At 56.0% G+C, this 15,373-nt stretch carries 12 protein-coding genes; 7 read left to right on the top strand and 5 right to left on the bottom strand.

Annotated elements, in window-relative coordinates:
- Positions 1-195: 195 nt before the first annotated feature.
- The 4 genes from ALIPUT_RS01585 to ALIPUT_RS01600 are packed head-to-tail and all read right to left on the bottom strand — an operon-like array spanning position 196 to position 5,558.
- Positions 196-2,712, bottom strand: a complete 2,517-nt coding sequence (locus ALIPUT_RS01585) for a DUF748 domain-containing protein (RefSeq protein ID WP_004327854.1) — start codon at positions 2,710-2,712, stop codon at positions 196-198.
- A 35-nt stretch (positions 2,713-2,747) separates the two neighbouring features.
- Positions 2,748-3,560, bottom strand: a complete 813-nt coding sequence (locus ALIPUT_RS01590; RefSeq protein WP_004327855.1) for an SDR family NAD(P)-dependent oxidoreductase — start codon at positions 3,558-3,560, stop codon at positions 2,748-2,750.
- Positions 3,560-4,786 carry an NADH:flavin oxidoreductase gene (locus ALIPUT_RS01595; RefSeq protein WP_004327856.1) on the bottom strand — a complete coding sequence of 409 codons (1,227 nt, stop codon included), beginning with the start codon at positions 4,784-4,786 and terminating at the stop codon, positions 3,560-3,562. Before ALIPUT_RS01595 ends, ALIPUT_RS01590 begins: the two co-directional genes overlap by 1 nt.
- Before the next feature lie 10 nt (positions 4,787-4,796).
- Positions 4,797-5,558 (bottom strand): DUF1295 domain-containing protein, encoded by a 762-nt coding sequence (locus ALIPUT_RS01600; RefSeq protein WP_004327857.1) that lies wholly within the window; start codon positions 5,556-5,558, stop codon positions 4,797-4,799.
- A gap of 345 nt (positions 5,559-5,903) precedes the next feature.
- On the opposite strand from ALIPUT_RS01600, the gene gad reads away from it, so the two are divergent.
- From gad to ALIPUT_RS01635, 7 genes are all read left to right on the top strand, one after another.
- Entirely contained in the window at positions 5,904-7,316 is a 1,413-nt protein-coding gene (gad, locus tag ALIPUT_RS01605; protein ID WP_004327858.1) for a glutamate decarboxylase, read from the top strand.
- Positions 7,317-7,631: 315 nt separating this feature from the next.
- On the top strand, positions 7,632-9,119 hold the full coding sequence (locus tag ALIPUT_RS01610) for a hypothetical protein (RefSeq protein WP_004327860.1): 1,488 nt from the start codon (positions 7,632-7,634) through the stop codon (positions 9,117-9,119).
- 120 nt (positions 9,120-9,239) lie between these two features.
- The gene (locus ALIPUT_RS01615; RefSeq protein WP_147554499.1) at positions 9,240-11,264 is read left to right on the top strand and encodes a hypothetical protein; all 2,025 of its coding nucleotides are present in this window, start codon (positions 9,240-9,242) and stop codon (positions 11,262-11,264) included.
- A 235-nt stretch (positions 11,265-11,499) separates the two neighbouring features.
- Positions 11,500-12,462, top strand: a complete 963-nt coding sequence (locus ALIPUT_RS01620; RefSeq protein WP_040293070.1) for an SPFH domain-containing protein — start codon at positions 11,500-11,502, stop codon at positions 12,460-12,462.
- Positions 12,463-12,471: 9 nt separating this feature from the next.
- Positions 12,472-12,669: a type II toxin-antitoxin system antitoxin gene (locus tag ALIPUT_RS01625; protein WP_004327864.1), complete on the top strand. Its 198-nt coding sequence runs from the start codon at positions 12,472-12,474 to the stop codon at positions 12,667-12,669.
- Positions 12,670-12,673: 4 nt separating this feature from the next.
- Positions 12,674-13,225 (top strand): hypothetical protein, encoded by a 552-nt coding sequence (locus ALIPUT_RS01630; protein ID WP_004327865.1) that lies wholly within the window; start codon positions 12,674-12,676, stop codon positions 13,223-13,225.
- A 179-nt stretch (positions 13,226-13,404) separates the two neighbouring features.
- Positions 13,405-14,100, top strand: coding sequence for an SIR2 family NAD-dependent protein deacylase (locus ALIPUT_RS01635; RefSeq protein ID WP_004327866.1), 696 nt, complete (start codon positions 13,405-13,407; stop codon positions 14,098-14,100).
- Between the two features lie 180 nt (positions 14,101-14,280).
- Here the strand turns inward: ALIPUT_RS01635 and ALIPUT_RS01640 are convergent, their stop codons facing one another.
- A complete protein-coding gene (locus ALIPUT_RS01640) occupies positions 14,281-15,315 on the bottom strand; it encodes a hypothetical protein (protein ID WP_004327867.1) in 1,035 nt (344 codons plus the stop codon).
- Positions 15,316-15,373 lie beyond the last annotated feature (58 nt).

Here is a 15,373-nt window from a genome sequence, read left to right on the forward strand (position 1 = left end):
ATTATCCGGCCGAATGCACCGGGCAGGACCCGGCTTCGGGTTTCAGCGATGTTCTTCGTTGAAATTTCCGACGGATTTTTCCCGGTTGCAGGAGCTTTTCGGTGGCGGCCTTGTTCTTAGCACCGTTGTCCCGCTGTCGTGGTTTGTCCGTCCGACGTGCCCGTTACGTCGTTTGTTTGTTCGGTCTGTTTCCGGTTATTCGTTCGTTTGCAGCTCTTCCGGATGTGCTGTCGGGGTTTTTATCGTCGTAATTCCGGCCTCGGATTCGGTGATCGTAGTCTCGGCCTGGGTGGACTGCGTCGCTGTTGCCGTCGGAGCGGAAGGTTCGGGAGTCGCCGTTTCCTTCGCAGTTCCGGTTTGCGTGAGTTGTACCGCCGCCTGTTCCGGTACAGTCGCGAGGACTTCCGCCGTCGCGGAAGCCGATGTATCCGTTGTTTCCGTATCGCCTGCCGTATTGCCGTCCGTTACGTCGATGCTCTCTTCCTCCATACCGAGCTGGATGGCATAAATATCTTTTCCCGTGTAATCGCCGAGTTCCTGTGCCGGAATCGTCCGTACCGAGATCGCGGTGACGGGTATTCCCTGCGATCGGGTCAGGTATTCGACGATCGCGCTGTCGCGGCGGACGAGAATTTTTTCGAGCTGTCCGACGGCCTGGTCTCCGTAAAGCGTGAGGGCTTTCCGGCTGCCGGAGAGTTTGCTGCCGTCGATGCCGCGCAGGGCGAGCAGCGAGTCGGCGAAGCGCATCACTTCGTCCGATTTGAGCTTGGTCTCCTGGATTCGCTCGAAGTCGATCATCGACAGCCGCTCGCCCGCCGGAAGGGTCGAGTTGTAGCAGGCCATTTTGAGATTCAGTTCTGCCAGCCGTCCGACGGCCTTGCTGCGGTTGATCCGCTGCGCGAGGCCTATCTGCATTTCGGGCTTGTCGCGCAGTATGTCGGCCACCTTATCCAGCGTGGCGTATTGATCCGTATTGAGGGAGAATTGCAGCGGATCGACCTCGATGCGGTCGAGATTGTCGCCTCCGCCCGTCAGGAACGAGAAGGGTGCCGTCACGACTTTCAGCAGAACGTTGCCCAGCGCCTTCATCACGATCTTGCGGTAGGAGAATTCCGGGGAGTCGAGGTTGCCTTTCACCGGCAGGTCGATCTTGACGTGTCCTTTGCGGTCTTTGAGAATGTAAAGTCCCAGCTTGAGCGGAATCTTGAATTCAGGCTCCAGGTCCTTGCGTTTCTTGTCGACCTCGCATTGAAATATGTCGAGGTGGTTCGTGCCGTTGAGAAAACGGTCAGCGATGATGTTTTGGCTGCGGAACGTGAGGTTGCCGCCCGTGAGCGGGTAGGCCGTGAAATGTTCGCAGTAGGGGGTGAAATCCTTGAGGTTGATGTTCGACAGAGCGACCATGAGGTTGTGGTTGTCGAGGTTCTGAAGCGAGCCTTTCCAACGGATATGGCCCGATCCCGTGCGTTGCAATTTGGCGTCGAGCGTCAGTTCGTTCTGTTTGCTGAAATCGATGTCGCGGCTCGACAGCCGGATGTCCGAAATGAGGTATCGGAACGGTTTTTCGAACGTGTTGTCCGTGAAGGCGATCTCTCCCTTGTCCAGAAGCAGTTCGCCGACGGTGAAATTGAGCTGCGTCGTGGCCGGTTCTTCGCGTTCGATGGTTACGGTCGTTTCACCGTCGATGGTCGCTTCCGTTTCCGTCGGACGCTCTTCGGGAGCTTTGATCAGAGCGAGCAGGTTGTTGCCGCCGCCCCGGTAGATTTCGAACTGGGTGCGGATGCCGGCGGCATAGATTCGGCGAATATCGTACTGCATCGTGCCCAGATTGCCGTCCCGCAGGTCGAAATTGAGCGTATCGACGTCGATGATCCGGTTGTCGCGGCTGTCGCGCAGTTTCAGCCCCGATGCGGCCGCTATGCCGTACGTGCGCAGGTCGAGCAGGTGGTTGGCGTTGCCTTTCACATGCAGGTCGAGCGTGACGAGGCCCTCTACCGAGCCGATGTCGATCACCTGATTGAAATAGGCCGCCGTGCCTGCCAGCGAGAGGTTCGAAAGCAGCAGGCTGAGGTCGTAGTCGGCCGTCGCCTGGTCGTATTCCAGCGAGGTGCGGAGCGAACCGCCCCGTGAGAAGTTGAACACGATGCCCATGTCCGTCCGTTCGTGTCCGGAGAGGTGCAGTCCCGGTACGTCGATGTCGAGCTCGTTGAAGCCCCACGTGACGTTACGCTGCATGTCCTTGTAAGTCAGCTCGCCGTTGTGTATCTTGATGTCGTCGATATCGACTGTCCAGGGGTTCGACGGGGCCTTTTCGACCGTGTCCGCAGGGGTCAGGAATCGGGTCAGCAGGTCGTCGAAATTGAAGCTGGTGCCATCCTGATAGACGTTCAGGTAGGGTTTGTCGATCAGTACGGCGTCGATGTGTATCCGCTGACGCAGCAGGGGCAGCAGGTGTATTCGAGTATAGAAATTTCCCAGCGATGCGAATGTCGTCGAGTCGTCCGGTTCGAGCATGGCGATCTGGTCGATTCGGAGTTTGCCGTTGAGTACGTTGAACCGCAGTTTCTCGATGGTTATTTGCCGGCCGACGAGTTCCTTGCTGTGTTTTTCAAGGTAGTTTTTCGCGATAGGAGGCAACAGCAGAATCGTCGTCACGACGAGTACTGCGATGATGCCGAGGGTGACGAGCAGAATCTTGATCCATTTTTTCATGGCCGTCTATCTTCTTTTTTATCGGGTTCTGTGTGTTAGCGTTGAAGCTTCATCGTGTACTTGCGGGCAACCCGGAGTACGCACATCGGCATCAGACGGCAGAAGGGTATGAAAAGCCGGTTCCACCAGCCGGGTACGCAGCAACGGCGTCCTCGCCAGAGGGCTTTCAAGGCTCGCCGGGCACAACTGTCCGGTGTGATGAGCACACCCAGCCGCAGCCCGATGCGCTGCCAGCGGGGCGGCAGTCCGTAGAGGTCGGTGGCCACACCTGCCGGGCAGACGGCCGTGACACGGATGTTCTGTTCGCGCACCTCCTTGGCGAAAGCTACCGAAAAACCACGCAGGTAGGATTTGCTGGCGCTGTACAGCGCCAGTCCCGGCCAGGGCATCCAGAGCGAATAGGAGGCCATGTTGAGGATATGTCCTCCACAGCCCCGGCGGGACATTTCGGCGCCGAACAGCCGACAGGTCAGGGTCGTGGTCAGGGCATGGAGGCAGAGGATTCTTTCGATCCGCTCGACGGGTGTTTGCAGAATGTCGCGGAACGAGAAAGCTCCGGCGTTATTGACCAGGACATCGACTTCACGGCCGAGAGCCTGTACCCGCTCGAAAAGTTCGTGTGCGGCTTCGGGTCGTGCCAGGTCGATCGGGATGACCTCTACCGCCAATCCGTATTGTTCGTGGAGTTCTTCGGCTGCGGCTTCCAGTTTCGCCGGATCGAGTCCTGCGAGGATCAGCCGGTATCCGAGTTCGGCCAGCCGCCTGGCCATGCAGCGCCCGATGCCGCTGCCGGCACCCGTCACCAGAGCGGTCCGGCTCCCTTTTTCGATCGTTCCCTTGCGTGTCATTACGGTAGTTTTGCCAGTTCCTCCCGGATTTTTCGGGGCAGGTCGCCGCAATGTTTGCAGCATTTCATATCGACCGAATACATGCGGGCGATGCAGTAGTTGCGGTGGTCGCACTCGCTGCGGGTCGCCGCATCGCCTTCGCGCAGCTTGTTCACGAAAGCCGGGTCGTTCACGAGCGCCCGAGCCATCTGCACCAGTTCGAACCCGCTGTCCAGAGCCCGCTCGATTCCTTCGCGGCTCACCAGACCTCCCACGTAAATTAGCGGCAGTTGCAGCGCTTCGCGGAATTTTTTGGCATCCTCCAGGAAGTAGCACTCCGAGAAGGGGAACTGCCGGATCATGAAGGGGCCGCAGTAGCGGATGAAGGCCCGCAACCAGAGGGGCGAGTAGTAGCTCATGGTGTAGATCGGAATCAGACCCCGCATCACGGCCATCGGCGCCTTGCTTACGAAACCGCCCGAGAGAACGATGCCATTGACCTTCCAGCGCTCGATTTCGCGGGCGATCTCGATGCTCTCCGGAATCTCGATGCCGCCCTTGAATCCGTCGTACATGTTGTGCTTGACGAGTACCGAGGTGCCCGTCGCAGCGGCGGCGTTCATCACCTCCTCGAGGCACATGCGCATGAAGCGCATCCGGTTGTCGAGCGAGCCGCCGTATTCGTCGCGGCGGTGGTTGGTATAGGGCGAGAGGAACTGCGAGATGAGGTAGCCGTGCCCGGCGTGCACCTCGACGCAGTCGAAACCGGCGGCATGAGCTGTTCGCACGGCCTTGCCGAAGTCTTTGGAAACCTGCATTATTTCGTCCCGGCGCATTTTGCGGACGGGGGTGTAGGCGTATAGGTTGAATCCGCTCGAAGCCCCGATGGGAATCTGTCCGGCGGTCGAGTAGTGGGTCATGTTGCCGCAGTGACCGATCTGGATCGAAGCGGCGGCGCCTTCCTTGTGGATGGCGTCGGTGATGTCGCGTAGCGCCGGGACGATCTCCGGGCGCAGCCAAAGTTGGCTCTTGAACGAGAGCCCGCTGCGGCAGACGGCAGCGTAGGCCAGCGTGGTCATGCCGATACCGCCCCGGGCGACGCTCACGTGGTAGTCCTTGAGCTGCTGCGTGGGGCTGAAGTCTTTGCCCATCGATTCGAAGGCTGCCGAACGGATGGTGCGGTTGCGGAGCGTAACCTGCCCCAGACGATAGGGCGTGAAGAGTACGGAATCCTGCAAATTACTCATAATTGGAAACTTAATAGATGAAAGGTATGATCCTCTTTCGGTGCAGGGAGGTGAACTCCTGCCCGAACTCTTTTTCATATCGTTTGTAAAGCGAAGCTGCGCGGGGGGCGAGGTTGGCGAAGGTCCACCAGGCGAACACTGCCCCGGCCCATGACCACGAAGCGATGGCGAAGCCCACCCATTCGGTCAGCTCTCCGAAATAGTTGGCCGACGAAACGTAGCGGAACATACCGCCCCGGGGAATGTAATGGCGTGTATCGCCCGGCTTGCGCAGATGGCGGATGATGTAGTCGGAATGGAGGTTGATGACCATGCCTGCGACGAAAAGCGCGGCTCCGATGTAAAAATAGGGTTTGGAGAACCAGCCTTCGTAATAGTCGGCAGGAGAGATGTAGAAGATCCAGCCGCCTTGCATCAGGGCGTTGAGCGTATTGAAGAGCATGCCCATTCCCACGATACCGGCCGGCATTTTCGAATTGCCCCGGATCAGCAGCGGAAAGATGAACGCCCGTTGCAGGTAGTGTCCCTGGAACAGGATCAGCAGGGCCAGCGGCGCCGCTTCCCACGTGCGGTCGGAGAGGAGCCAGAGAACGGTCATGGCGATGAATACCGGACACTCCATCAGCACCCAGCCGATCCGGTTCGGGATCGGGAAGCCGTATTTACGGTTGAAGAGATAGCCGTATCCGGCCTCGAAATAATGGAGTGCGATGTAAACCGCCAAGGCCAGCAGGGCCATGACGATCAAAAAAATGTTAAAATATGCTGCCATGCCGCAAAAGTTTTTACCTATTTTATAAAGGGTGGATAAAAATTATTACAAAGGTAGTGAAAATGAGAACAGAATAAAACAAATGAGTTCGTTTTTTTTATGCCGGAGGCTCCCTGTCTTCTGCGGGGGCGATAAAAACGGGAACAGAGTCCGACCGGTGCGTCCGGCGGCTTTGCCGAGTGCGTCCGACCTTTTCGAAAGTATGTTTCCGGGTTGTTGAATTTCGTTATTTCGGGGTTTTATCTGCGAATGTGCCGGATGTCTTCTGAAAATGTTTGGAGGCGGGATTGCCTCCTGGCATAGTTTGTGTCATTCTTCTGTTACGAACCAAAATAATTATAGCGTATGAACCAGAAACGAAACAATGATGAACTGCTGACGACAGTTTTCGGATCGAAAGAAGTGCTCGAGCCTGCTCCCACCGATGTGATCCCCCAGGGAATGATGCGCCCGGAAATTGCATATCAGATCGTCAAAGACGAAACTTATCCCCAGACTCAGCCCCGGTTGAATCTGGCGACGTTCGTGACTACCTACATGGACGAATACGCTACCCGACTTATGAATGAAGCAATCAGTGTAAACTATATCGACGAAACGGAGTATCCCCGCATTGCCGTTATGAATGGACGCTGTATCAACATGATCGCCAATCTTTGGAATACTCCGGAGAAGGCGCAGTGGAAGGCAGGCGCCCTCGGTATCGGCTCTTCGGAGGCATGTATGTTGGGCGGTGTGGCCGCGTGGCTGCGCTGGCGCAAGCGTCGCCAGGCTGCGGGCAAACCGTTCGACAAACCGAATCTGGTGATGAGCGCCGGTTTCCAGGTGGTGTGGGAGAAGTTCTGCCAGCTTTGGCAAATCGAACTGCGAACCGTGCCTCTGACGCTGAAGAACCCGACGCTCGATCCCGAGCAGGCGCTCGCCATGTGCGACGAGAACACGATCTGTATCGTACCGATTCAGGGCGTTACCTGGACGGGTCTGAACGATGATGTCGAGGCGCTCGACAAGGCGCTCGATGCTTACAACAAGAAGACCGGCTTCGAAATTCCGATCCACGTGGACGCCGCTTCCGGCGGTTTCATCCTGCCGTTCCTGAATCCCGAGGTGAAATGGGACTTCCGCCTGAAGTGGGTGCTCTCGATCTCTACGTCGGGTCACAAGTACGGCCTGGTGTATCCGGGCCTGGGTTGGGTAGTTTGGAAGGACAAGAAATACCTGCCCGATGAGATGTCGTTCAGCGTCAATTACCTGGGCGCGAATATCACGCAGGTCGGTCTGAACTTCTCGCGTCCGGCGGCCCAGGTGCTGGGACAGTACTACAATTTCCTCCGCCTGGGATTCGAGGGCTACAAGGAGATTCAGCAGAATTCGATGGACATCGCCACCTATTGCCACGATCAGATCGGCAAGATGAAGTGCTTCCGCAACTATGCCGACAAGCTGGTCAATCCGTTGTTCATCTGGTATATGAATCCCGATTACGACAAGAAGGCCAAGTGGACGCTCTACGACCTGCAGGCTCTGCTGCAGCAGAGCGGGTGGATGGTTCCGGCCTATACGATGCCTGAGAACCTGGAAAATCTGGTCGTAATGCGTGTGGTCGTTCGCCAGGGTACGTCGCGCGATATGATCGACATGCTTATCGACGACATCAAGAACGCTGTGGCCGAGCTTGAAAAGCTGGAGTATCCGACCGATTCCCGTATCAAATACGAGAAGCAGATCAAGCAGAAAGGCCGCGTATTTACGCACTGATCCGCAGAAACCCGATCCTGCATCCGCCCCGTCGAACCGCTGCACGTGCAGCCGGGGAGAGTTGATGGTTGCGACCGCAATCCGCCTGTCCCGATTGGTGGCGGTGCCGATGCGGTGGGTTGGGATTCCCGCTGATCGCCCGGCTTGCGGGGTTAGCCTCTTCCCGTGACCGAGGCATTGCAAGCTCCGCCCGTCTGAATTTTCAGACGGGCGGAGCTTTTTTTACGAAAAATCGTTGCATAATTAAAATAAAAATGATATATTTGGGCAAATGAAAAAAAACTATTTACCAACCAAACTAAAACCTTTGTATTTATGAAAAAATTTAATTACTTATTCGGCTGGCTTTTTTGCGGGGCGGCGCTTCTCGGTTTTGGATGCGACGATGACAAGACGGATGTCCCCCCCCCGACGGTTACGTTTGAAATCGCGACGCCGGAAGCCTCGTCTAATTCCGTTTCTGTGACGGTTACGCCGTCGGACGACAAAACGACCTATTTTGCGGGAGTGACGGAATCTTCCTCCGTCGAAGGACTTGCCGACGAGGAGCTTGTTGCCGAAATGGTCGCACGTTCGGATTTCGACAAGTGTCTTTACATGGGCAAGAAAGATGTTTCGGCAACCGGGCTGAAGGCTGATACCGATTATACGGTGGTGGTTTTCAGCTATCAGAATAAAGAAGTCGGAGCTGTGGTCAAGAAGACCGTCAGGACGCAGAAGGAGGGTGATGGGCCGACGCCGGGCGATTTCAAAATCGAGATCACGGTAACCGATATCACCCACAATTCGGCTAAGGTGAAGGTTACGCCCAGCGACGATACGGTGGACTACTACGTGAACGTGTTTCCCAAATCCGAGGTCGAGCGTGACGGAAAGATGCTTGAAGGCTGGGAGTTCATCGAATATTACGGACAGGACCCCTACATCGGGAACAAAACCCAGAAGGGTGTGTACGAGAGGTCGCTATCGGGACTTTCGTCGAGCTACTCGTACGTAGTGGCGGCTTACGACCTTTCTCAGGATGAGGAAGTCGTTTATTATGAGTTCCTGACGACCAAGGCTCCGGACGTTCCCGACCAGTTCCAGATTACGAACATCCAGCCTACGACCACGGGGGTGACCTTTACCGTGACACCCCAGAGTGCGGACGAATGGTATTGCGCCTGGATTACGACGAAATCTACCTATGAGAGTTTCGAGCCGGAATCGTATATTCAGGGCGTTTATTATGGCCTGAACAATATTGCGGTTGATAAGCAGATGACGATGTCGGACTACGTGAAGTCGATCGCCAAGCAGGGTACGGCAGAGTGGAGCAATTATGACGGCGATCTGAAGCCCAAGACTGATTACGTGATCTTGGCGTTTTACGTGGACCCGAACAATGAAGACCAGTTGAAGGTATACGACTATGCATATACGAAGGCGGAATTCCGCACGGAGACTCCGGAGACCGAAATTTCGTTGACGCTGGGCGACATCAAGAACCTGACGGACAACGGCGACGGTACTGCCGAGGTAACGGTTCATGTCAAGGCCTCCCTGGCCACATCGTATCGCATCGGCGCTCACACGCAGACCGAAATCGATGAGGAAATCGCGAATGGTTACGGCCCTGAGGATTGGGGGGACTTTTGGATCAGTTGGCGTCCCTCCTCCGATGTCGAAGGCATTTGTTCACCCGAAGGCGCCGATGTCACTGCGCTCATTCCTTTCGTTGCAGGACAGGGATATTGCCTCATTTTCCGAGTCCGTAGTGAAGATGGCAACACGAAAACCGAGTACAAACCTTTGAATAAATAACATTCGGATACATATTCCGGTCCGGTATTTCTCGGCGAATGCAGGTTTTCTGTTTCATCTGAGATTCGGAGAATAATGGTGGGGAGATGCCGGACCGGATTTTTCTTTGAAGTTCATGCTATGAAAAAAACGATATTCGAGCACTTTGGATTCTGGTTGCGCGGAGTTGTGTGTGGCGCGTTGCTCCTGTCGGCGGCGGTTGCATGCAGCGATGATAACGACGATCCGGGGGCAGCGGCTCCCGAGATCACTTTGGAGAGCGTTTCGACGGGTCAGACCGAATTTTCGTTCCGCCTGCGGACGAATGTGGACGGGGCGTACGGTTATCAGGTCGTGAAACGGACGCAGAATGACGGGATAGAGAAGCCCGACGCCGCATCGCTTTTCGACGAGCACACCGGTACCGTGAATAAAGAGACTACGGTGGCCGTGACCGGTTTGGAGACGGGCTGTTCCTATGTGCTTTATGCGGCCGTGAAGGCGGAGACGCTGTATAGCGAAGTGGCGGAGCTCGCCTTTACGACAGGGGTGAACTCGAACGAAATTATCGAGGTGTCGGACATCGGCTCCGACCGGTTTACGTTCTCTATCCGTTGTGAGGGTCCCTACTTTTTCGCCGCGATTCCGACGGCCACGCTGAATACGTATACCATCGAGGAGTACCTCACTGAGGCGGGTTGCATCGGCCGGGGCGAGGCCGAATACGACTGGGTCGACGGAGGGGAATTCTCCGCCGAAAACGGGACTTTCTCCATGAAGGTCATCGCGGGTGTTCCGTACGTCATTCTGATGGCGCCCTGCGACGCATCGTACAATATCACCGGGGAGCCTCAGCGGCTGGATTTCGAGACGCTGCCCCGCCAGGGTAGCGGTGCGGAAGTGGAGGTGGAATTGACCGAAATCGCCTCTACGTCGGTGAAGGTCGGAACCTCGCCTGGCGAAGGTGTCGCCGAATATTACGTATATGTCCGTGATAAGGAGTGGTATACGAACATCATCGAGAACAACGGAGGCGAGGCGATGGCGATCCATATGATCAAGTATGCCACCGATGCGGGACTGGGCAGGAAATACGAGGCGGTCGCGAGCGAAGTGTGGGAGGGTCTGAAACCCTCCAAGGAATATTACTGCGGCGTGGTGAGCGTCGATTTTTCCGGGGGCGAGAATCTTCAGTTGGTACCGTTCACGACTGAAGAGTCCTCGGGACGGGTGCCTCTGCTGGAGGTCGAGGCCCGTAAATCCGATACGAATCCTTCCGAGACGCTGAATCTCCGCATTCGGAGCGATATAGCTTATCTGGGACGTTACGCCGTTTTGGCCGCCGCCGAGGTAAAGAATTACGAAGCGCAGGGTAAGGGTGACAAGGAAATTATTTCGGACGTAGGCACCGACCTGAACATCCAGGAGATGGAGCAGGTCAATACGGCGGAAGGTTACGATATCGAGGTGGAATTCCTCTATCCGGGCATGGAGTATGTCTGCATCGTCGCCGTACGTTCGTTGGAGGATGTGGAAGTTTATAAACGGGTGACGGTGCGGATGGACGACTGGCCCTCCGAGGCGCGTGTCGAGTCCGAGTTGTTCGACGTGCTTCCGGGTACCTGGACGATCTCCTATTCCTATCTGGACTATAATGATATGCCTCAGGAGATTAAGGATGTCGAAGTGAAGATCGAAGCCGGAGTCGATGATAAGACTTGTAAGGAGTACCGTGCTCGGAATATGCTGGTGCTGACCGGCTATCCGTTCCAGGGGGGCGAGCCGCTCTATTATTCTCCGGCCGATTTGATGAGAGAATCTTCCTGGTACAGCGCGGCACCTGAACTGGCTTACCGTGACTACGGGGCCAAAATCTTCTTCCACATTGGAGAGGGCGATGAGGTGACGGTGCCTTCGTCGAAGAGTGTTTATCTGTATAACTGGGGAGACTGGCCGCTTCTTTTCGTGGGCATGGATTACGATAAGTACCAGCTCGCGCCGGCATCGTTTCCGGTGGAGGTATCGTCCGACCGCAGGACGCTTACGATCAAGCAGTACGTATCGGGTGCCGAGTTCGAATACGGTGTATACCGGCCTTCAGTGGTGATGGATGGAGTCAAGTTGAACGTGGCTGTGTCGGATATCGTGCTGCGTAAGGTCGATTGAGTGATGCGGCAGCAAAGGGCTGTCCCGATTGGTGGCGGTGCCGATGCGGTGGGTTGGGATTCCCGCTGATCGCCCGGCTTGCGGGGTTAGCCTCTTCCCGTGACCGAGGCATTGTAAGCTCCGCCCGTCTGAATTTTCAGACGGGCGGAGCTTTTTTTACGAAAAATCGTTGCGTAATTAAAAATAGAATGATATATTTGTAATATCAAAATAATATCATAAAAACAGGATGGTTATGGAAAAGGGAAATTTTGTCTATTCGGGTTGGCGGGCCAACGGCTTCGTCGCGCTCGTCGGGTTGCTGGTGTTGATCGCCGGAGGTATCGCGCTGTGCGTGTTCGGCAGCGATGTAATGGATCCGCGCATTGGGCTGCGGACTGCGATGCTGGTTTGCGGCGTATGCCTGTTTTTTATAAGTATGTTCTGTTTCAAGGGCTTTATGTTGCTCGAACCCAACGAAGCCCGTGTCGTTATGTTTTTCGGCAAATACAAGGGGACTTTTTACGAAACGGGTTTTTGGTGGATCAATCCCTTTATGGGGCGCAAGAAAATTTCGGTGCGTGCCCGCAACCTGAACGTCGAGCCGATCAAGGTGAACGACAAGAACGGCAATCCGGTGATGATCGGCCTGGTGCTGGTGTGGAAAATCCGTCCGGACGAGATCTACCGGGCCGTGTTCGACATCGACGCCTCGACGATGGGCGGCACCGATCTTGCGGTTTCGGCTTCGGCCCGTATGAAGGTGCTCGAAAACTTCGTCAGCGTGCAGAGCGATGCCGCACTGCGTCAGGTGGCGGGGTATTATGCGTATGATAACAACGGCGTTGCAGATGACGAACTGACTCTGCGTTCGAACAGTGACGAGATCAACGATCAGCTCGAAGCCAAGCTCAACGACCGTCTTTCGATGGCCGGTATCGAAGTGATCGAGGCCCGCATCAACTACCTGGCCTACGCGCCGGAAATTGCAGCCGTGATGTTGCGGCGCCAACAGGCCGATGCGATCATCTCGGCTCGTGAGAAGATCGTCGAGGGAGCCGTCACGATGGTCAAGATGGCTCTCGACCGGTTGGCCGACGACCGGATCGTGGAGTTGGACGAGGAGCGCAAGGCGGCTATGGTGAGCAATCTTTTGGTGGTGCTGTGTGCTGACGAGGCCGCACAGCCGATCGTCAATGCAGGTACGTTGCATCATTAGGATCGGACGATGGCGAAGGAGGCGACGAAGAGTTTTGTGCTGCGTGTCGATGCGGCTACGATGGAGGCGGTCGAGCGGTGGGCTGCGGACGAGTTCCGCAGCACCAACGGACAACTGCAGTGGATCATCATGGAAGCTCTGCGCAGAAGCGGCCGCCTGAAAAAATCACGGGTCGGGAAACCGGAGCCGAAACCCGAAAAAGAGTGAATCTATGCGAATCAGTTTTATGCGGTGGCGTCCCGGCAGCGACGGCCGGGAGCCTCGGGAGCGGAGAAAATGGCTCGAAATAAACGGTGTGCCGAGTCGGGTCAGGTTTCGCATGTTTATCCGTAACAGATTGTGGATCGGACTTCCTCCCGCTTTCGTGGCAGGGTTCGGAGTCGTATTGCTGCTGCTGGTTTCCGGCGGAGAATCGACTCCGGAGCGGAGCTTGGTGCGGGCGTCGATCGCCGGCGGTTTATGCGTATTCGGTTGGATATTGGGCGTCTGGGCCGCAACGGGACCCGATCCGGAGGCGGATTCGAATGCTGAAAATCCGGAACAGGCTTCCGGGGATCGGTTTGCTCCCCGCGGGTTGCGATGGTGGCTGTGGGTTCTTTGCGGTGGGGCTGCGATATGCTATGCCGTCTTTTCTCCGAGCATCGGACGGATCGTCGAAGGCGAACGTACGGTGTTGGAGGGTGCGGCGGAAATCGTCAGTAAAGTATTGACGGTAGTCTGTGTGATCGTTCCTGTTTGGTTGGCGGAACGAGCCCGGCGGTAACTTCGTCCGGCCGGATACGCAGCGCGGGTACGGTGTTTCCCTGCCGGTCCTTACCTGCGGTTTTCGACACTCGGCTGTTGGGCGCCCGTTCGGGAGGTTTTTCTTGGTGTCACTCCGGCGGAACGGATTTTTAGGACGATGCGGGATATTTTTCTGAAATTTACGCTATCTTTAACCCGATGAAAAAGATCGTTGTTTTTACGGGTGCCGGCGTGAGTGCCGACAGCGGACTGGCTACTTTCCGCGATTCCGACGGGCTGTGGGCCAACTACCGAATCGAAGATGTCTGTACGCCCGAGGCGTTGCGCGACAATCGGGCGCAGGTCGTCGATTTTTACAACATGCGCCGCCGCGAGATGCTCGGGAAGGAGCCGAATGCGGGCCATCGTGCTATTGCGGGCCTGGAGAAGTGTTTCGATGTGGAGGTAATTACCCAAAATGTCGATAATCTGCACGAGCGGGCCGGCTCTTCGCGCGTCACGCACTTGCACGGAGAGCTGACTAAATTGCGTTCGTCGCGCGATCCCGAATTGATCGTGCCCATCGACGGCTGGGAACAGCGGCTCGATGCAACCGCTCCGGACGGCTCCCTGCTTCGCCCTCATATCGTCTTTTTCGGCGAGGCGGTCCCGATGTTCGAACGGGCGGCCGAGATCGCCGGGACAGCCGATCTCATGGTCGTAGTCGGTACTTCGCTGGCGGTCTATCCCGCCGCATCGCTGGTGCGTTACGTGCGGCCCGATGTGCCGATTTTTCTGGTCGATCCGGGAAATCCCGATACGGCGATGATCCGCAATCCGCTCACCCATATCCGTTCACGTGCCGCCGAGGGCATGCCCGAACTGGCGGAGCGGTTGAAGTCGGAATTCTCTTGAATCACAGCTTTTCTGTCTGTCGTTTTCTCGCGGTCGGAAGGCAGTCGGTTCGAAACTCTTCCCGCATGATTTGCCGGGTTGCGCCGGAGGGATGGGACGACCTTCGAGGATTGTAAAACGATAAGGAGCGGATTACCGCTCCTTATCGTTTTATTGTTTCTTTTGAAAATTTCTCCGGAACTATCGGTAGGTGATCTCGATCGTTGCCGGGTTTACGATGTCGCGTATTTTGGTTTTCGTCCGGTTTTTGATTTCGTATTTGTAAAGTTTTTCTTCTTCGGGGAACTCGGGGTGGTTCATAGCTTCATCGATGACTTCGTTGCCGACTACGATGTCGTATTCTACCTGATACTCCTCATACGGGACGTCGTAGGATATCCGCTTTACCGCATTGTCGGCATCCGTTTCGATGCGCAGTTTCAGGTATTCGTCCTCTCCGCAGGCGGATTCCGTAGTGGTGTAGGATTTGTGTAGCGTGACATTTGGTGTGGGATAAGCACCCTCATCCACTCCCACCTCGTCGTCCTCGTCGGCGGCAGTGGTTATTTCGGGCAGGCAATCGCCGTAGTTTCCGGTCAGGCGTAACAGGGAAAAAATAGCGCTGGAAGTGTTTTCGAATGAGATGCGACCGCCCATTGCATACATGTAGAAATCGAGGTTGCTCCGGTCGTTGGCATAACGGTGGGGGTAGCACTCATCGGCCGGGAGCGAATACTCCCAGGGCTGGTAGTCCGGGTCGTAGGAGGCCTCGTAACTGTCGTAGTAGGTGTAGCGCGTCAGCAGGCCGTCCGTGTAGTAGAATTTGTTTTCGCTGTATTGATTCAGGCCGCTGGAAGAGGAATAGGAATACTTGGATAGCAAGGAAGAGAGACGTCCTTCCGGGGTGTATGTATAGGTCTCCTGCCCTTCGAGCCGGGGTGTCCCGTTGTCGTAGTCGTAACTCGAAGTTTCGGTGATGCGTCCTTTCGCGTCGGTTTTGGCGGAAATTTTGTAGAGAAGGCGCTCCGCCTCATCGGTTGTCCGGACCGAAACTTCGTTGGCGATCGTATAGTCGAATGTATATATCTCCGTTCCGTTGTCTTTATAGGAGTATTCGTCGGTCGAGTGGTAGTTTTCGGTAATTCGGGCTACTCTGTTTTCTTCGTCGTAGTCGAATGATTGCGAGACGGTCGTCGTCGCTCCCTCTTCGCGGTTGTCTGTGAGTTTGTAATCCACCCGGGCGACGTATTTGTAATCGGTCGGAGGCGTGTCTGGATCATTTGGATTGTCCGGA

The organism is Alistipes putredinis DSM 17216, from assembly GCF_000154465.1.
GTDB lineage: Bacteria > Bacteroidota > Bacteroidia > Bacteroidales > Rikenellaceae > Alistipes > Alistipes putredinis.